The organism is Acinetobacter sp. YH12094 (genome assembly GCF_013419295.1).
In the GTDB taxonomy this organism is placed as follows: Bacteria; Pseudomonadota; Gammaproteobacteria; order Pseudomonadales; family Moraxellaceae; genus Acinetobacter; species Acinetobacter amyesii.
This window is the reverse complement of sequence record NZ_VPAK01000004.1, coordinates 103,176-119,627: the sequence shown is the minus strand read 5'-3', so window position 1 is coordinate 119,627 and position 16,452 is coordinate 103,176. Positions and strand designations below refer to the sequence as shown.

The 16,452-nt window shown below is 41.2% G+C and carries 14 protein-coding genes; 8 read left to right on the top strand and 6 right to left on the bottom strand.

Annotation, left to right across the window (positions count from 1 at the left end):
- Positions 1 to 77: 77 nt before the first annotated feature.
- Positions 78 to 1,406 carry an alpha/beta fold hydrolase gene (locus FTU34_RS05110; RefSeq protein WP_180034911.1) on the top strand — a complete coding sequence of 443 codons (1,329 nt, stop codon included), beginning with the start codon at positions 78 to 80 and terminating at the stop codon, positions 1,404 to 1,406.
- 27 nt (positions 1,407 to 1,433) lie between these two features.
- On the opposite strand, the gene FTU34_RS05105 is transcribed toward FTU34_RS05110, so the two are convergent.
- Together FTU34_RS05105 and nagZ are read right to left on the bottom strand one after the other, a co-directional pair.
- On the bottom strand, positions 1,434 to 2,303 hold the full coding sequence (locus FTU34_RS05105) for a class I SAM-dependent methyltransferase (protein ID WP_180034910.1): 870 nt from the start codon (positions 2,301 to 2,303) through the stop codon (positions 1,434 to 1,436).
- Between the two features lie 130 nt (positions 2,304 to 2,433).
- Entirely contained in the window at positions 2,434 to 3,456 is a 1,023-nt protein-coding gene (gene nagZ / locus FTU34_RS05100; RefSeq protein ID WP_180034909.1) for a beta-N-acetylhexosaminidase, read from the bottom strand.
- Between the two features lie 200 nt (positions 3,457 to 3,656).
- Here nagZ and FTU34_RS05095 point away from each other — a divergent pair, with 200 nt between their 5' ends.
- The 7 genes from FTU34_RS05095 (at position 3,657) to FTU34_RS05065 (ending at position 13,957) form a co-directional block, all read left to right on the top strand.
- Positions 3,657 to 5,867: a carboxy terminal-processing peptidase gene (locus FTU34_RS05095; protein WP_180034908.1), complete on the top strand. Its 2,211-nt coding sequence runs from the start codon at positions 3,657 to 3,659 to the stop codon at positions 5,865 to 5,867.
- A gap of 437 nt (positions 5,868 to 6,304) precedes the next feature.
- The gene (locus tag FTU34_RS05090) at positions 6,305 to 8,371 is read left to right on the top strand and encodes an EAL domain-containing protein (RefSeq protein WP_180034907.1); all 2,067 of its coding nucleotides are present in this window, start codon (positions 6,305 to 6,307) and stop codon (positions 8,369 to 8,371) included.
- 240 nt (positions 8,372 to 8,611) lie between these two features.
- Positions 8,612 to 10,204 (top strand): peptide chain release factor 3, encoded by a 1,593-nt coding sequence (locus FTU34_RS05085; protein WP_078192693.1) that lies wholly within the window; start codon positions 8,612 to 8,614, stop codon positions 10,202 to 10,204.
- A gap of 106 nt (positions 10,205 to 10,310) precedes the next feature.
- On the top strand, positions 10,311 to 11,138 hold the full coding sequence (locus FTU34_RS05080; protein WP_180034906.1) for a hypothetical protein: 828 nt from the start codon (positions 10,311 to 10,313) through the stop codon (positions 11,136 to 11,138).
- A gap of 74 nt (positions 11,139 to 11,212) precedes the next feature.
- Positions 11,213 to 12,169 carry an RsiV family protein gene (locus tag FTU34_RS05075; protein ID WP_180034905.1) on the top strand — a complete coding sequence of 319 codons (957 nt, stop codon included), beginning with the start codon at positions 11,213 to 11,215 and terminating at the stop codon, positions 12,167 to 12,169.
- An 8-nt stretch (positions 12,170 to 12,177) separates the two neighbouring features.
- Positions 12,178 to 12,999: a TatD family hydrolase gene (locus FTU34_RS05070; protein WP_180034904.1), complete on the top strand. Its 822-nt coding sequence runs from the start codon at positions 12,178 to 12,180 to the stop codon at positions 12,997 to 12,999.
- Between the two features lie 151 nt (positions 13,000 to 13,150).
- Positions 13,151 to 13,957 carry an enoyl-ACP reductase gene (locus tag FTU34_RS05065; RefSeq protein ID WP_078189642.1) on the top strand — a complete coding sequence of 269 codons (807 nt, stop codon included), beginning with the start codon at positions 13,151 to 13,153 and terminating at the stop codon, positions 13,955 to 13,957.
- Between the two features lie 161 nt (positions 13,958 to 14,118).
- Here FTU34_RS05065 and secB read toward each other — a convergent pair whose 3' ends face one another.
- The 4 genes from secB to rsgA form a co-directional block, all read right to left on the bottom strand.
- On the bottom strand, positions 14,119 to 14,574 hold the full coding sequence (secB, locus tag FTU34_RS05060; RefSeq protein ID WP_078189641.1) for a protein-export chaperone SecB: 456 nt from the start codon (positions 14,572 to 14,574) through the stop codon (positions 14,119 to 14,121).
- A 40-nt stretch (positions 14,575 to 14,614) separates the two neighbouring features.
- Positions 14,615 to 14,869, bottom strand: coding sequence for a glutaredoxin 3 (grxC, locus tag FTU34_RS05055; RefSeq protein WP_078189640.1), 255 nt, complete (start codon positions 14,867 to 14,869; stop codon positions 14,615 to 14,617).
- A gap of 20 nt (positions 14,870 to 14,889) precedes the next feature.
- A complete protein-coding gene (locus FTU34_RS05050; protein ID WP_078189639.1) occupies positions 14,890 to 15,297 on the bottom strand; it encodes a rhodanese-like domain-containing protein in 408 nt (135 codons plus the stop codon).
- A gap of 93 nt (positions 15,298 to 15,390) precedes the next feature.
- Positions 15,391 to 16,449 carry a ribosome small subunit-dependent GTPase A gene (gene rsgA, locus FTU34_RS05045; RefSeq protein ID WP_180034903.1) on the bottom strand — a complete coding sequence of 353 codons (1,059 nt, stop codon included), beginning with the start codon at positions 16,447 to 16,449 and terminating at the stop codon, positions 15,391 to 15,393.
- Between the last annotated feature and the right edge of the window lie 3 nt (positions 16,450 to 16,452).

Below are 16,452 nucleotides of genomic sequence, written 5' to 3'. Positions count from 1 at the left end.
AGCAGGACGCTAAGTCGAGCAGAGTCTCTAAATGAATTCCTGACAATAAAAATAAGGCAGGAATGGAGGAAAGGAATATGAATTCCATTATCCAAATGGATCCCACCGTACAGGAAAGTACGCATTACAGTTTTTTCGATCTATATGACAAGCAAAGCTTTAAACAGCCTGCCAGAACGACATGGATTGATGGCTGGAAGGTCGAATATATGGCCATTGCACAACCTGAAACCATTCATCGCACCCCGATTGTTATTATTGGTGGGGCATTTCAAAACTTTAATTCCTACAAATATTGTGTCGAACAACTATTTGCGGCAGGACCTATTATTTTAATTGATTTACCCTCTATGGGCTCAAATCAGCAAATTACCAATGTCGATACTTCGGTGTCGGCAGGGACTTTAGAGTTGGGTGATCTGGCACAGATGTTAGGCGTTTGGTTGGATATCGTCGGGCTAGAAAAAGTATCCGTGATGGGGATGTCACTAGGTTCAGTGGTGGCTGCAGGACTGGCGGATCAACGTCCTGAATTGATTGACCGCATGATATTGATGGGCGTAATGCAAAAAACGCGCAAGAGCTGGCGCATGTTGCTTGAAGAATCCTTGCATTTGATGAAAGAACAGCGCATGGATGAATTTGGTCAAGCGGTGATTTTGTATTTGGTTAATCATGCCAAACTGGATGTGACGCGGATGTCACCGACAGCGAAGCGTTTGTTCTTTAGACAAATGGCTGAATTCACCAATACCGAACAAGAGCGTTATGACATTAACTGTAATCGTTTGCTGCGTTTGCAAGACGTGCCGATTCCACAGTGTGATGTATTGGTGTCATGCGGGCAGTACGACAGTTTTACTTTGCCACATGAAAATGCAGGTTTTGCCTTGCAATGTCCGAATATGCAATTTGCCATGATTGCCAATGCGGATCATTTACCTCAGTTGCAGCGTCGTAAGGAAACTATGAATTTGTTTGCAACTTATCTACGCGGTGAGTCTATTCAGCAGTTGGACGGGATCATTCCAATGAGCCGAGAGCAAATGCAAAATATCGAACGCCGTGGCGAAGCGCGGGTGAGTGTACAACAGCCATTCACGCATTTATCTCATCGCCATTCAGACCTTGTGGTTGACACTCAAATTATAGATTTAAATTATTTTGGGGTGTTGTTGAATGTACAGGCTGAAATGTTGGACTGCATGCACGCATATCCACGGGATTTGGCATTACATCTAGAAGACGAAGAAGGTGAGTTTAAAATTGAATGTCTCATCTTTGACGTTGTGGATACACAGGTTCGCGCTTTGTTTAAGCATGGTAGTTTTGAGTTGGCAGAACGCTTATTGCGCTTTGTACAACGCCAAAAAGAAGATGTGTTGTTATTAGAAGCCGTTAGTTAAAACATGAAAAATTGAAAAAACAGCGCTTTAGCGCTGTTTTTTTGTTTTGGCATGGACCATCCAAACCAAATCCCCACAATGCTGATCTGCATCGTGAAAAGGGATCACTTGTTCTTGATGATGTTGCGGAAAGTATAAGGCCGGCTGAACGACTTTTACTTCTTCAAATCCTGTATGGGTGAAAAACTGCTGTAATTCAGCAGGGGATTGAAAATGAAAAGTAAAAGCGCTGCGTGACATAACTTTGAGTAATTTACTACTGGCCCAAATAAAGCGTGCTAAACGGTTCTTGACGGGTTCTGGATAGATGTCGGTCAGATAATGCAATTCCTGAAACGAGGCGCCATATTCGGTGATCCCTTGCAATAACTTATTCAGTAGGGTTTGATCAAAATAATTAATCAGACCTTCGCTAATCACCACCAAAGGACGTTCAGGGTCAAAACTCTGAAAAATACGTTCAAAATCTTGAGTGAAAATGTCACCAGTTAAGACCTCAGGGGCATGCGGGTCAATTTGTTTGAGTGCTTGTGTTTTGATTTTTGCCATATCCGGCAAGTCGAGTTCACGATAGTCAATTTCAGGATGCTTGGTGCGAAAATTCCAACCGCGCGGGGAGAGGCCACAGGCAATTTCAAGGACTTGTAGCTGAGGGTGTTGGGCAATGAGTTGATCTAAATGCTGATCAATCATGGTATGGCGCTGTTTAAGCGTCGAACGCATGCTACCGCCCACATTCTTTTCTGCCCAGCTTTCTAAAGGATGGACTAAACGTGCTAAAAATTTGCCTTTACGTGTGGCAAAAACGGGATGTGAAATCCCCATGCTGTACCAAATATAGCCGGTGTAATGTGCTGTAAAGGAAATGTGTTGATGTTCCGATAAACTTTGTGTCATGTCGTCCTGACCTAATGTTGTTTTTATTGGCAATTTTTGTATAGCGCCGAAGCACTTATTTTGTCTTCATCATAAATCAAAAAGGAGCACCTTGTCGTGCTCCATTTTCTAGAATTTTGAAAGTCTTGGATTAGCAATATTGATTTTTAAAATCCACAATACGGTTACGCACGTTTTGCCAGTCCGCCCCGAGTTCAATGCTTTGTCCAATCTCAATTTGTGGGATTTTACCGCGCATACGTTCTAGGCGTTCTTGATTTGGGAGAGCCAAGTTTTGAATGCCATCCAGCGCAATGCATGCAGATTCACGGTTATTACATACAAGGCCCATATCACAACCTGCATTTAATGCTGCTTGGATACGAGCATCTGCGCCGCCAGCGACACAAGCGGCTTGCATGCTTAAATCATCGGAGAATAAAACGCCATCAAATTGGAGCTCTTGACGTAAGACTTTCTGAATCCAATACGGTGAAAATCCAGCAGGATTAGGATCAATATTTTCATAAATCACATGCGCAGGCATTAAGGCATCAAGCTGTGGTTGCAGTTGAATAAAGCTTTGCATGTCTTTTTGGTAGATCTCTTCATAACTACGATGGTCAATAGCAGCAGCGACGTGTGAGTCTGCTTTCACTGAACCGTGGCCTGGGAAATGCTTACCTGTAGATGCCATCCCCGCACGTTTCATACCTTTTAAGAAAGCACTTGCCAGTGGAATGATGTCTTGCATATTTTTGGCAAAACCACGGTCACCAATCACATCACTGACATCATTTAGGTCCAGCACTGGTGCAAAACTAAAATCGATGCCGACCGCAAGGACTTCAGCTGCCATCAACCAGCCACATTGTTCAGCCAGTTCAACAGCTTTTTCAGGTTCAGTTAAGTAAAGTTCTCCAAACTTACCCATAGCTGGTAGGAGTGTGAAGCCTTGTTTTAAGCGTTGTACACGACCACCTTCCTGATCGACGGCAATTAAAATATCAGGACGAATTTGACGCATATGGTCGGTCAGGGCACGAACTTGTTCAGGAGATTCAATGTTACGACCAAATAAAATCATGCCGCCAACTTGTGGTGCCTGTAATAGTTCAATATCTTCTTGGGTGAGTTCTGTGCCAGCAATGTCGAGCATTAATGCGCCAATCATATTCGGTGTCCGTGTTGGAATTTTTAAGGAAAAACAATACCTGAATTCTGCAATGATTTGCTACACTTTGTCAGCAGAGAATATGATAAAACTACACGACATAAACATATTAAGTTGTTTAAGATTTTGAATCTATTCAATTCAGGTCGAAAACCAACACGGTAATATTGGTCTTAATACCAAGGAAGTACAAATTATTTATGAAACTTCAAACATTAGCTTGTGCCGTTGCGATTGCGACAGGTGGATTCTTTTTCACTCATGTGGTGAATGACGCAATTGCTGCCAATAATACAGAAGCAGTGAGCGCGGGTGCTATTCAACCCACTCAAGAACAAGCCTTGGTCTCACGTCAGCTTGCAACATTGGTAGACCGTCAACACTATTTAAATCAGCGTTTAGATGCCAATACATCTAACCGTATTTTAGATTTTTATATTGATAGTTTAGACGCTGAACATACGTTGTTCTTGGCATCGGATATTGAAAATTATAAAAAACGTTATGGTTCAACTTTTGGTGCAAATCTCAAAGCGGGCAATTTAACAGGGCCGTATGCGATTCATGCGCAATATCGTGAGCGCTTAAAACAGTTCTACACCTATATGTTGGAAGAGCTGAAAAAGCCACAGAATTTAAATCAACCGAATAACTACATCGAAACTGATCGTGAAAAAGCGCCATTCTTTAAATCGACAGAAGAGCAGCGTGCGCATTGGAATAAAATGTTGGTCTCTCAGCTGATCAATTTAACCATCAGCAAAGAAGAAGAGAAAGCCAAACAGAAAGCGTTGAAAGATGATCCTGCTTTGGCAAATGGTCAAGATTTAACTGGTCCTGAAGATTTAACACCTGAACAGACTTTAACCAAGCGTTATACACGTCAGTTAGAGCGGATTAGTCGTTTAAAAAGCGATGATGTGCTTGATAAAACTCTGAATGCCATGATGCTGACGTATGATCCGCACAGTAACTATTTCCCACCTGTAGATGCGATGGAATTGAACCGTCAAACCACGCTGCAATTGGAAGGGATTGGGGTGTCGATTCGTCCTGAACGTGGCAACGAAGACTACACTAAAATTGAAACGATTGTAGAAGGTGGTCCAGCCAGCAAATCAGGACAAGTCAAGTCAGGTGATCGCATTGTTGGTGTTGCCCAAGATGGCGACAAAATGGTGGATGTGATCGGTTGGCCGAGCAATGAAATTGTCGGACTGATTCGTGGTAAACGTGGCACCAAAGTGACTCTACGTTTATTGGGTGCTGGTGCGTCCATGAATCAAGCGCGAAATGTCACAATTGTACGTGATGTGATTCAAGAAGAAGATGCAGGCGTGCGTTCACGTACCGTTGAAATTGAGCGTGATGGCAAAAAGCATAAGTTCGGTGTAATTGAAATTCCATCGTTTTACTTGAACTATCGTGCACGTCGTGCAGGTACAGACTACCGTTCTGTGTCAGAAGATACCAATAAAGCCTTAAAAACTTTAGATGCTCAAAATGTTGAAGGTATCATCATTGACTTGCGTAACAACCCTGGTGGCTCACTTGAAGAAGTGGCACGTATGCTTGGTCAAGTGATTAAATCAGGTCCAGTGGTGCAAATCCGTGATGGCAATGGCAATGTCAGCGTGTTTGAAGATGATGATGGGGGCGCGCAAACTTATGCAGGTCCATTGGCAGTATTGATTAACTTGGCTTCGGCGTCTGCGAGTGAAATTTATTCTGCTGCGATTCAAGACTATGAACGTGGTGTGGTGATTGGTAGCACCACAACGGGTAAAGGAACAGCGCAGGTACAACTTGACTCTTTAGCCTATGGTCAAGCAACCTTAACGCAACGTAAATTTTACCGCGTGACTGGCGGCAGTACCCAAAATAAAGGGGTCGTGCCTGATATTAAGTTGGTTGATATTTACAATGAAGAGTTTGGTGAACGTAAAGCGAAAAATGCTTTACAGTGGGATACCATTCCTACAGCACCGTTTAAACGTGAAGGCTCGATCCAAGCCTATGTTCCCGATTTGATTAAGTCATCTCAGCAACGTGTCAGCATTGATCCGCAATTTAAATATTTAGAGCAACGTACTGCGATTGCGAAAAAGACAGAAGAGCAAAAGCGTGTGGTGCTTGACTTAGCGAAGCGTAAAGCCGAGCTGTTGGCACTAGAGCAAAAGTCTTTGGATGCTGAAAATCAGCGTCGTAAAGTGGTGGGTCAAAAACCTTATGCCAACTGGGAAAGCTACCAAGCGTCTATGGATGCATTGGTGGAGGCACGTGCAAAAATGAAGGCAAACCAACGTCCAGCACTGCCTGAAGAAGAAGTCTTTGTGACGGAGGCAGCAAACGTGCTAATGGACTATGCCAAATTACAAGGCAAAACGCATACAACAACAGCCAAAAAGTAAGTAATTCATCCATAAATAACATTGAGATGATTGCTTGAGTTTTTGACAGAAAAGATGAATTTATCCATTGAGAAATAGCGAGCTACGGCTCGCTATTTTTTTTGTGTGTAGAGTGGTGTTAGATTTAAATCTAAAAAGCAATCTAGAAATGATTCTAACTTATTCATTTTATTATGATTAGAAACTGTTCTAAAATAATAAATACCTGATGCAATTTTTATCAAAAGTTTAAGTTTTAGTGAACTTCATCAAGCTTTATTTTTTTAAATTAATCAGTTGCTTAAAATCTTGAAAGAAAGACTTGACCATTACCGTAGACTAATAGATTCTAAGAGAAAATAAGTAAGTAATTGAAAATGTAACAAGTTAAAGGGAAGAGATAGATTGGGTAATTCGGTTAAAGAAAGTGCCACGATAACCTAAGCGGAACGCTTGATATGACCCATATTCATTATGATTACAATCTGGTCGTTGGTTCAATCGTAGTTGCATTATTAAGTTGTTACTTAGCGGTTTCACTCGAACAAATGTTGTTCCGTGGAACACGACCAAGATATGAAAATGTCATTTTATTATTCAGCGGTGCAATTTTAGGTGCTGCGATTTGGTGCATGCATTTTGTAGGCATGATGGCCAGCCATTTACCTTCAAATCATAGTTTTGATACCAGTCTTACTCTGACATCCTATTTTATTGCCTTTGTCGCGTCCACTTTTGCCGTGTGGTTAACCACACGACTGACGCTACCATTTCCTCGTTTAATTTTAGGCTCAGTTTTAATGGGGCTAGGCATTTCCGGAATGCATTACACGGGGATGCTGAGTTTAGACGTTCAGGGTTATGAGCAACGATACGAACCTTTAATTGTTATCTGTTCAATTTTAGTTGCGATCTGTGGCTCATGTTTGGCATTTTGGCTAACGTTTAAAAATAAATACTCGCCAAAACGTAACATCATGAATGCCTTTGTTGCGGTCATGCTGACTTTTAGCATTGTTGCTATGCATTATATTGGTATGGCGGCTGTTGATTTTGTACCGCTAAACTCGATGGATATATTGGTTGCGGCTCAAATTAACCATAATTTATTGCTATTTATTGTCTTATTTGTCACCAGTTTATTGTTGATGGCGGCCTTTAGCGTTGCAGTACTTGAGCAACGTTTAGAACATCGCAGTTTGCAGTTGATGCGCGCAAATCGAGAACTGGCCAATCAAGCGGTACAGGACAATTTGACCCGTTTACCTAATCGACTATTTTTGGCTGAATATGCACATTTTCTATTTACAGAGCATCGCTTAAGACAAGATAAAATTGCTTTTATTTATATTGATATCGACCGTTTTAAAGCGGTCAATGATGTGTTTGGACACCATGTGGGTGATCAACTACTAATTCAAATTGCCACACGCATTCACCGTTTAATTAATGATAAAGCCAAATTGCTACGAATCGGTGGGGACGAGTTTCTGATTGTGCTTGAGTCGGCAAGCAATGACTCTGCCACAGCAATGTCTGAAAAAATATTGGAATTGATGCAAGAAAGCTTTTTGATTGCAGGTAAGGAAATTAACATTTCAGGCAGTATTGGTATTGCGATGTACCCTGAACATGGTGCGAACTTACAAGACCTACTGATCAATGCAGACACCGCAATGCTGAGTTCGAAGTATCAGGGGCGTAATACCTATTCATTTTTTAATTATACTGCCGACCAATTTGAAGAAAAAAGTCAGACGAAACTGATCAATGATTTATATAAAGCGGTAGAAGAACAGCAATTTATTTTATTTTATCAGCCAAAATTTAATGCCGTTGATCGTGAAATTTGTGGGGTTGAGGCCTTAATTCGTTGGAATCATCCAACTCTAGGTATGCTGACGCCAAATAAGTTTATCAATGGTGCAGAAAAAACTGGACTGATTATTGCCATGGGCTATTGGGCGCTTGAAGAAGCCTGTAAGCAAATTCAGCACTGGGAAAAGCTGAATATGCCGCTGTATCCGATTGCGGTCAATTTATCAGCGATTCAGTTTGAGCATAAACATTTATTTAGTACCTTAGAGTCGCTTTTTGCAAGGTATGAAATTAACCCATCAAATTTAATTATTGAAATTACCGAGTCAACAGCTATGCATCATATCGATGCCAGTATCTTGACTTTTGAACATTTGAGAAAGATGGGAATTAAAGTTGCGATTGATGACTTTGGTACGGGACATTCAAGTTTCTTGTATTTAAAAGAACTGCCTGTAGATGAACTGAAAATTGACCGTGAGTTTATCCGCAATTTGAGCGTCGGCTCTAAAGAAGAAATTATTTTAGAAAGTATTATTCACTTGGCAATTCGACTGGGTTTAACGGTCACTGCAGAAGGTGTAGAGACAGAACAACAAGCAGAAATTTTAAAACGTTTAGGTTGCCAACAGTTGCAGGGATATTTGTTAGGAATGCCGATGCCAGTGGCACAGCTTGAAGAACGCATGAAAATGAAAGTTGAATAAAGTCCTCGTAGTCTGATCGCATTGCCAATGAGTGAGAAAAAAAGACAGAGAAATGCTTTATATCGTCGATAAAAACAGGTCGTCATCCAATGTAAAACATCAAGACACACCACGCTAAGATTTTGACTCAACCCGATGTGGTTGATTATTTTTAATGGTCAATCTGATACAATATCGCCAATTTTCCATATTGATCAGATCTGATCTTTTGCACTGCGAGTTTTGCAGTAGGTGTCTTTCATGAGTTTTAAAGAAGAATTAGCGACACAGGTCGCTCAGCGACGTACTTTCGCTATTATTTCCCACCCCGATGCCGGTAAAACCACAATGACAGAAAAACTGTTGTTATGGGGACAGGCGATTCAGGTTGCAGGTATGGTAAAAAGCCGTAAATCTGATCGTGCGGCAACGTCTGACTGGATGGAAATGGAAAAAGAACGTGGTATTTCGATCACCACTTCTGTTATGCAGTTCCCGTTTAAAGACAAGATGATTAACTTGCTCGACACCCCAGGGCATGAAGACTTTTCTGAAGATACCTACCGTACATTAACCGCTGTTGACTCTGCGCTTATGGTGATTGATGGTGCAAAAGGTGTCGAAGACCGTACGATCAAATTGATGGAAGTGTGTCGTATGCGCGACACGCCGATTATTTCATTCGTCAACAAAATGGACCGTGAAATTCGTGAGCCATTAGAACTACTTGATGAAATCGAAAACGTTTTAAAAATTAAATGTGTTCCGATTACTTGGCCATTAGGCACAGGTCGTGACTTTGCCGGTGTATTTAACCTACTCGAAGAAAAATTCTACGTTTATAAGGCAGGTTTCGGTTCAACCATTACGGATATTGAAGTCCGTGATGGCTATGACTATGCAGATTTGCGTGAAAAAGTCGGTGATCTCGCTTGGGCTGCATTTGAAGAATCATTGGAATTGGTTCAAATGGCCAATGAACCTTTAGACCGTGATGAATTTTTGGCAGGCCGTCAAACGCCAGTCTTGTTTGGTACGGCACTCGGTAACTTTGGTGTAGACCACGTGTTGGATGCATTTAGTCAATATGCACCTGAACCTAAAGCACATCCGACGCAAGACCGCAAAGTTGAAGCGACTGAAGAAGGCTTCACTGGTTTCGTCTTTAAAATTCAAGCCAATATGGATCCAAAACACCGTGACCGTATTGCATTCATGCGTATCTGTTCAGGTAAGTATGAAAAAGGCTTAAAAATGAAACATGTGCGTCTAGGTAAAGATGTGCGTATTAGTGATGCCTTAACGTTCCTTGCCGGTGACCGTCAACACCTTGAAGAAGCATGGCCGGGTGACATTATCGGTTTGCATAACCATGGTACGATTCAAATCGGCGATACCTTCACTTCGGGTGAAGATTTACATTTTACCGGGATTCCTCACTTCGCCCCTGAAATGTTTCGTCGCGTGCGTTTAAAAGATCCGTTGAAGTCAAAACAGCTACAAAAAGGCTTAAAAGAACTTTCAGAAGAAGGTGCAACTCAGGTCTTTATGCCGCAAAACAGTAACGATTTAATCGTGGGTGCTGTGGGTGTACTTCAGTTTGAAGTTGTGGCTTATCGTCTGAAAGAAGAATACAAAGTTGATTGTATTTATGAGCCTGTAAGTATCAATACCGTACGTTGGGTATCGTGTGATGACGAGAAAAAATTCAACGAATTTAAGAAAAAAGCACACGACCAATTGTCTGTCGATGGCGGTGGTCATTTAACTTATCTTGCACCAAGTCGTGTGAATTTACAGTTAATGCAAGAACGTTATCCGGATATCGTGTTCAGCAATACACGTGAACACTAAGTTGTTCTTTTACAGAAATAAAACAGCTTCTTCGTGAAGCTGTTTTATTTTGTGGTAGAGTTTTTAAATCCATACATTACGCAATCATTTGGTCGTTTAGGACATCATGAAAATATTCAAGGATGCTACAGTTTTTGCACTTTTGGGGAGTGTTTTGCTGCTCAGTGCATGTGATTCAGGAAAAGAAAACAAAGCGACAAAGCCGGCCGATGATGGCGCTTCTGAAGCGGTCGTGATCAATCCAGATGTTTTGCCCTATTTAAATATTCGAGAGCAAGCCGCAAAAATTGCCAAACCGTTTTGTGAAAATAAAAGTTGTATTGATTTAGAGATACAAACCATTCAGACCGTAGATACATGGTTGAATGGCTGGATTGAAAAAAATCAGGCCAGCGTCGTACAAGATCAGATTGCATTAAAGCAAAATATGAATCTCCAACAAGCCGTCGATGCGTATGTGAAAAAATCAGATGCTTGGCAGGCAGAGTTTAAAACCAATAAAGCCTATGAATTGGCCATGTACACACGAGTTCCATATCAACGGAATCAATATGTGTTGCTGCAAATCGGTGTTGATACCAAACAGGAAAATATCACGGTCAAAGAGCGTTATTATTTTTTTGTGGCAGACCGCCGTGCGAAAAAGAATCTTAAACCTTTAGATATTATTGATGCAAAGCAACAGCAAAATATGGATGCTATTGTGCAACAAGCCTATAGCAAATGGTTAGATGAACAAGAGGTGGATGTCAAAAAATCGGCACCGAAAAAACTCTATTGGGGCCAAGCAGATTGGTTCTTTGATCAAGAAGGCGTTGGTTTGCATTACCGTACAGATGAAATTGTCAAAGATGGTAAACAATTGGATATTTATCTCAGCAAAGCGCAAACACAACAAGTATTGAAAGCTGACGTTTATCAGCATATGTTCTAATCAACGAAAGTACTTAATTTGATAAGATATTTACCAAAATAAATAGCAATTATTCGAAATGAAAGGTTGAAGCAATGGTGCAAAAAAATAAAATTTGGGCAAGCTCAATATTGGCAGTTTCTGTTGCATTCACGGCGTGTCAGCCACAACAAGCTGAACCTGAAAAAAAGCCAGATCAAGCAAAAACTGAACAGCCAGATTTGAGTGCAAAACTGATTGGTGATGCGGAAAAATTACAACTGAATTTACCTGAATGTGATGGCGGGGTTTGTCCTGAAATTTCAGTTGAACGCTTAAACAGTAATCAAGCCTTTATTGATGACTTTATTGATGCGGAAATTCTAAAACAGTTAGGTGAAATTCTATCTGTATCGCCTTTAGAAGATAAAACGCTGAGTACTGAGGCTCCCGCTGCAAGTGAAGTTCCTGCAGCGTCTGAAGCAAAATCTGCTTTGGCAAAGGTTGAAACGCCCAAATTAAAATTGGAAAAAGCCACGCAGCCTTATATGCAAGCGTTTTTAAATTTAGATAAAGAATTGAAATCTTTAAGTGCCAATCAGCAAATCAGTTTGATGATTAAACCTAAAATATTGAATGCTGAAAAACCCTTGGCAACAGTGGTTTTAAATACCAGTTCATATTTAGGTGGAGCGCATGGTTCTTCTGCACAGCAATATTATAACTTTGATTTAAGCACTCAAAAATTGGTGCAGCTCAACGACATATTATTGCCAAATCAACGTGCTGAGCTTGAAAAGCGGGGCTATGAAGTCTTTAAAACTTGGGTGAAAGATGCCAAGTTGGCAGACAATATTCAAGAATACGAACAGATTTGGAAATTTAAACTGTCTGATAATTTTTATCTGAGTCAGCAAGGTTTAATTTTGCAATATGCCGAATATGAAATTGGGCCGTATGTGGTGGGTTTACCACGTTTGACCATTCCGTATGATCAATTGCAAAGTGTATTGAAAAAGCAATATCTACCTCCAGTTGAAGCTGTTGAAGCCTCAGCCGCAAAAGCAAATTAATTAGTTCAATGACTTACTCACTGTTTGATACGCATACGCATTTTGATGTTCCCGATTTTGACGCTGATCGGGAACAGTTGGCGTATGCTGCCAAACAAGCGGGTGTCGATGCTTTGGTATTAATTGGTTTTGTACAGTCACGTTTTCACAATTTGCTGCAAACCCAAGAGTTTTTAGCTCGTTTATCCAATGCTCCCAAAAGCTATTTAGCCCCCGGCTTACATCCGTTTTATATTGAGCAACATCGTACAGAACATTTGTTCGATGTGGAACAGCTGCTAAAACAGCATGATTGTGTCGCTATCGGTGAAATAGGTTTAGATACCTTTTTGAAACAGCATAAACAGCCCGAACTTTTTCAAAAGCAGCAGCAGTATTTTTCCGCACAGCTTGAATTAGCACAGCAGTTTGATAAACCCATTTTGCTGCATATTCGCAAATCCCATGCGGAGGTGCTTTCGATGTTGAAAAAGCATCAATTTAAGCTCGGTGGTATTGCACATGCATTTAGTGGTGGTGTTGAAGAAGCGAAGGCATTTACCAAGCTAGGTTTTAAAATTGGTGTAACAGGGCAAATCACCAATCCTAATGCAAAAAAATTACATCAAGTGGTTCAGACTTTGGGTGTAGATCATTTGGTCTTAGAAACCGACTGTCCAGATATGACACCTTTATGTTGTCAGCATTCGACAGAAGGGCGTACTCGCAATACGCCGGTCAATTTGCCCTATGTCTTGCAGGGGCTAGCTCAGAGCTTAAACCGTACTGAATCTGAGATTGCACAGATCTTATGGACTAATTCATTACAAGCATTGCATCTGGACGCTTAAGGGCCAATAAATATTGATGCTGCTTGATTGAATCTAGTTTCATTCGCATCGTGCGTGCAATGATGGTTTTCTAAAAAAAGGCGCATTATGCAATTTCTAAAATGCTTTAGACTTGGCATTATGCTGTTAAATTATTTTGAGTGAGTTTCACATGGCACAAGGACTATTGGCTGGCAAACGCTTTTTAATCGCGGGTATTGCAAGTAAGTTATCAATCGCATTTGGTATTGCGCAAGCTTTACATCGCGAAGGTGCAGAACTGGCTTTTACTTATCCAAACGAAAAATTAAAAAAACGTGTAGATGATTTTGCTGAACAATTTGGTTCAACTTTAGTTTTCCCATGTGATGTCGCAGTGGACGCTGAAATTGATACCGCTTTTGCTGAACTTGCTAAACATTGGGATGGTCTAGATGGTGTTGTGCATTCAATTGGTTTTGCACCGGCACATACTTTAGATGGCGATTTCACTGATATTACCGACCGTGAAGGTTTTAAAATTGCTCACGACATCAGCGCATATAGCTTTATTGCGATGGCTCGTGCGGCAAAACCTTTATTGGCTGCACGTCAAGGTTGTTTATTGACGCTGACTTACCAAGGTTCTGAACGCGTAATGCCAAACTATAACGTTATGGGTATGGCAAAAGCGTCACTAGAAGCAGGCGTACGTTATTTGGCAACAAGTCTTGGTGCTGAAGGTATTCGTGTAAATGCGATTTCAGCAGGTCCGATTCGTACCTTAGCGGCTTCAGGGATTAAATCTTTCCGTAAAATGTTAGATCTAAATGAAAAAGTTGCACCGCTTAAACGCAATGTAACTATTGAAGATGTAGGTAATGCAGCATTGTTCCTTTGCTCACCTTGGGCAAATGGTATTACAGGTGAAATTCTGTATGTTGATGCAGGCTTTAATACTGTAGGTATGAGCGCTGATCTAATGGCAGATGCTGAGTAATTCTCTTTAAGTTCCCTCTCCCTTTGGGAGAGGGCGAGGTTGAGGGAATAAAAACCTCTCCCCTTGGAAACAGTGTTTCTCATCTCCTGGAAGGAGAGGGAATAAATAAAGCATAAAAAAGACCGCTAAAAGCGGTCTTTTTTATATCTGAGATCAAGTAATTAAGCTTGGCCTTCAGCAGCAGTTTGCGCACGTTGCAAATTCGCTTCGAATTCAGCATCGAAGTTAATTGGTGTAAGCAATAATTGTGGGAAGCTGCCTTTAGTAACCATATCGTTCACTGCTTCACGTAGGAATGGGAACAAGATATTTGGGCAGTAAGCACCAAGAATGTACGGAAGACGTTCTTCTTCAACGCTATCGATCAGGAAGATACCTGCTTGAGTAACGTCAACGATAAATGCAGTGTCACCCGCATTGTTCGCTTGAACGACAACTTTCAGTGAAACTTCGAAGTGTGTTGGATCAACTTTTTCTGCAGAAGAAGAAAGGTTGATATTTAGTTCAGGCTGCCATTCTTTAGTAAATACTTGAGCCCCAGGTACTTCGAAAGAAATATCTTTAGTATAAATACGCTCTAATGCCAATTGTGGTTGAGCTTGTTGTTCTTCACTCATTGTTTATTCCTTAATATGAGGTGACGATTTATGTTTAAAATTAAGATAGCATGCCGTCGAGTTTGCCTTCACGCTCTAAAGCATAAAGTTGGTCAAAACCGCCAATAAACTGATCATTAATAAAAATTTGAGGAACGGTACGGTGGTTGGTGCGTTGCATCAATTCAACACGTACTTCAGGCGCTTCATTTGATAAATTAATTTCTTTATAAGCCACGCCTTTACGCTCTAGGAGCTGTTTTGCACGAATGCAGTAAGGACATACAGTTGTTGAATAAATCGTAACTTCAGCCATGTTAATCTCCTAAGAAGCGCTTATTTGCTTTTAACTAGAGGTAAGCCTTGAGCTTTCCAGTTGCTAATGCCGCCGTCTAAACGGTATGCATCTGCATGACCGACTTGTTGCAATGCAGAACCTGCCACTTGACCAAGGTTACATACAAAAACCAACGGGCGATCAGAAGTTTTTAACTCTTCAATGTGTTTTGTAATTTGGCTATATGGAATATTACGGCTACCGCTAATATGACCTTCGCGGAAGTCTTTCGCATCACGTAAGTCAATCAATTGAGCATTTTTAGCTTTAACTAAAATCCCTAAAGATTGAGGTGAAATTTTGCGACCATTACGCTGGCCTTCAAGAATAAAGAACAGCACGACCAATACAGCCAGCGTTCCAAATAAGAAGGGGTGATTCCCCATAAATTCGAACCAACGTTCCACAATTCACCTAACTACAATTTTAAATTGCCAAGAGTATAGCCCATAAATATGGTGATCAAAATCACCCCTTCAAGGGCATGAACAGAATAAAAATTAATTTTTTTGCTGCGCTTCCGTGATTTCGTCGATCAGACGTAAATAACTGTCTAATCGGCGCGGTAAAATTTCGCCATTTTGAGCCGCCATTCTAAGCGCACATTGCTTTTCATGTTTATGCGTACAGTTACGGAACTGGCAATAGCCCAAATGTGACTCAATCTCAGGGAAACCTTGCTGAACTTTTTCCAATTCTAGGTGCCATAAACCAAATTCACGGATTCCTGGTGAATCAATCAATGCAGAACCTTCACCAAACGCAATTAAACGCGTAGAGGTGGTGGTGTGCTGACCGAGCGCGGAGTTTTCGGAAATAATATTGGTTTTTTGCGCGGCATCCGGAACAATGGCATTAATTAAAGTGCTCTTACCAACCCCAGACTGACCTACAAATGCGACAGTTTCACCTGAAAGGCGAGCAGAAAGTGCGCTTAAGTCACCATCAGATTGAGTTTGCATGACCTCATAGCCCAAGTCACGATATTCTTGTAATAGCGTTAAAATCGGGTCATTGTCTTTAAGCAAATCGGATTTATTTAAGACCAATAATGCTGGAATATCGGCATCTGCGCAGGCCACCAAATAGCGGTCAATCAGGCCTGGCGCTGGCTCAGGAAGTGGTGCAAATACAATCACAATCAGGCTGACATTGGCTGCGACAGGTTTCACTTTGTGATAACGGTCAGGGCGTGTCAGTAAAGATTGGCGTGGATGAATCGCGGTAATAATCCCTAAACCTGTGATCGGGTCAGCTTGCCATTTGACACGGTCACCCGTCACCAATAATTCGAGATTGGTACGGGTATGGCAGCGCCAAACACTGCCTAATTCGATGGGTTTCCAATGTGGTTCAGGTTCACCAGCTTGCACAATAGGTTTTTCAGGATGTTGGTCGGGTGTAGACAGCGCTTGAACTTCAAGTTGACGACCATAATGTTGGACGATCAAGCCTTCCAAATCTGCAGAAGTATCGATTTCTTCCTGACGAGATTTATGTTGCTTCTGAATGCGACGTTGCTGCTGTTCAGTCAGTCGGCGCTTACGAATTAAAGCCATTCA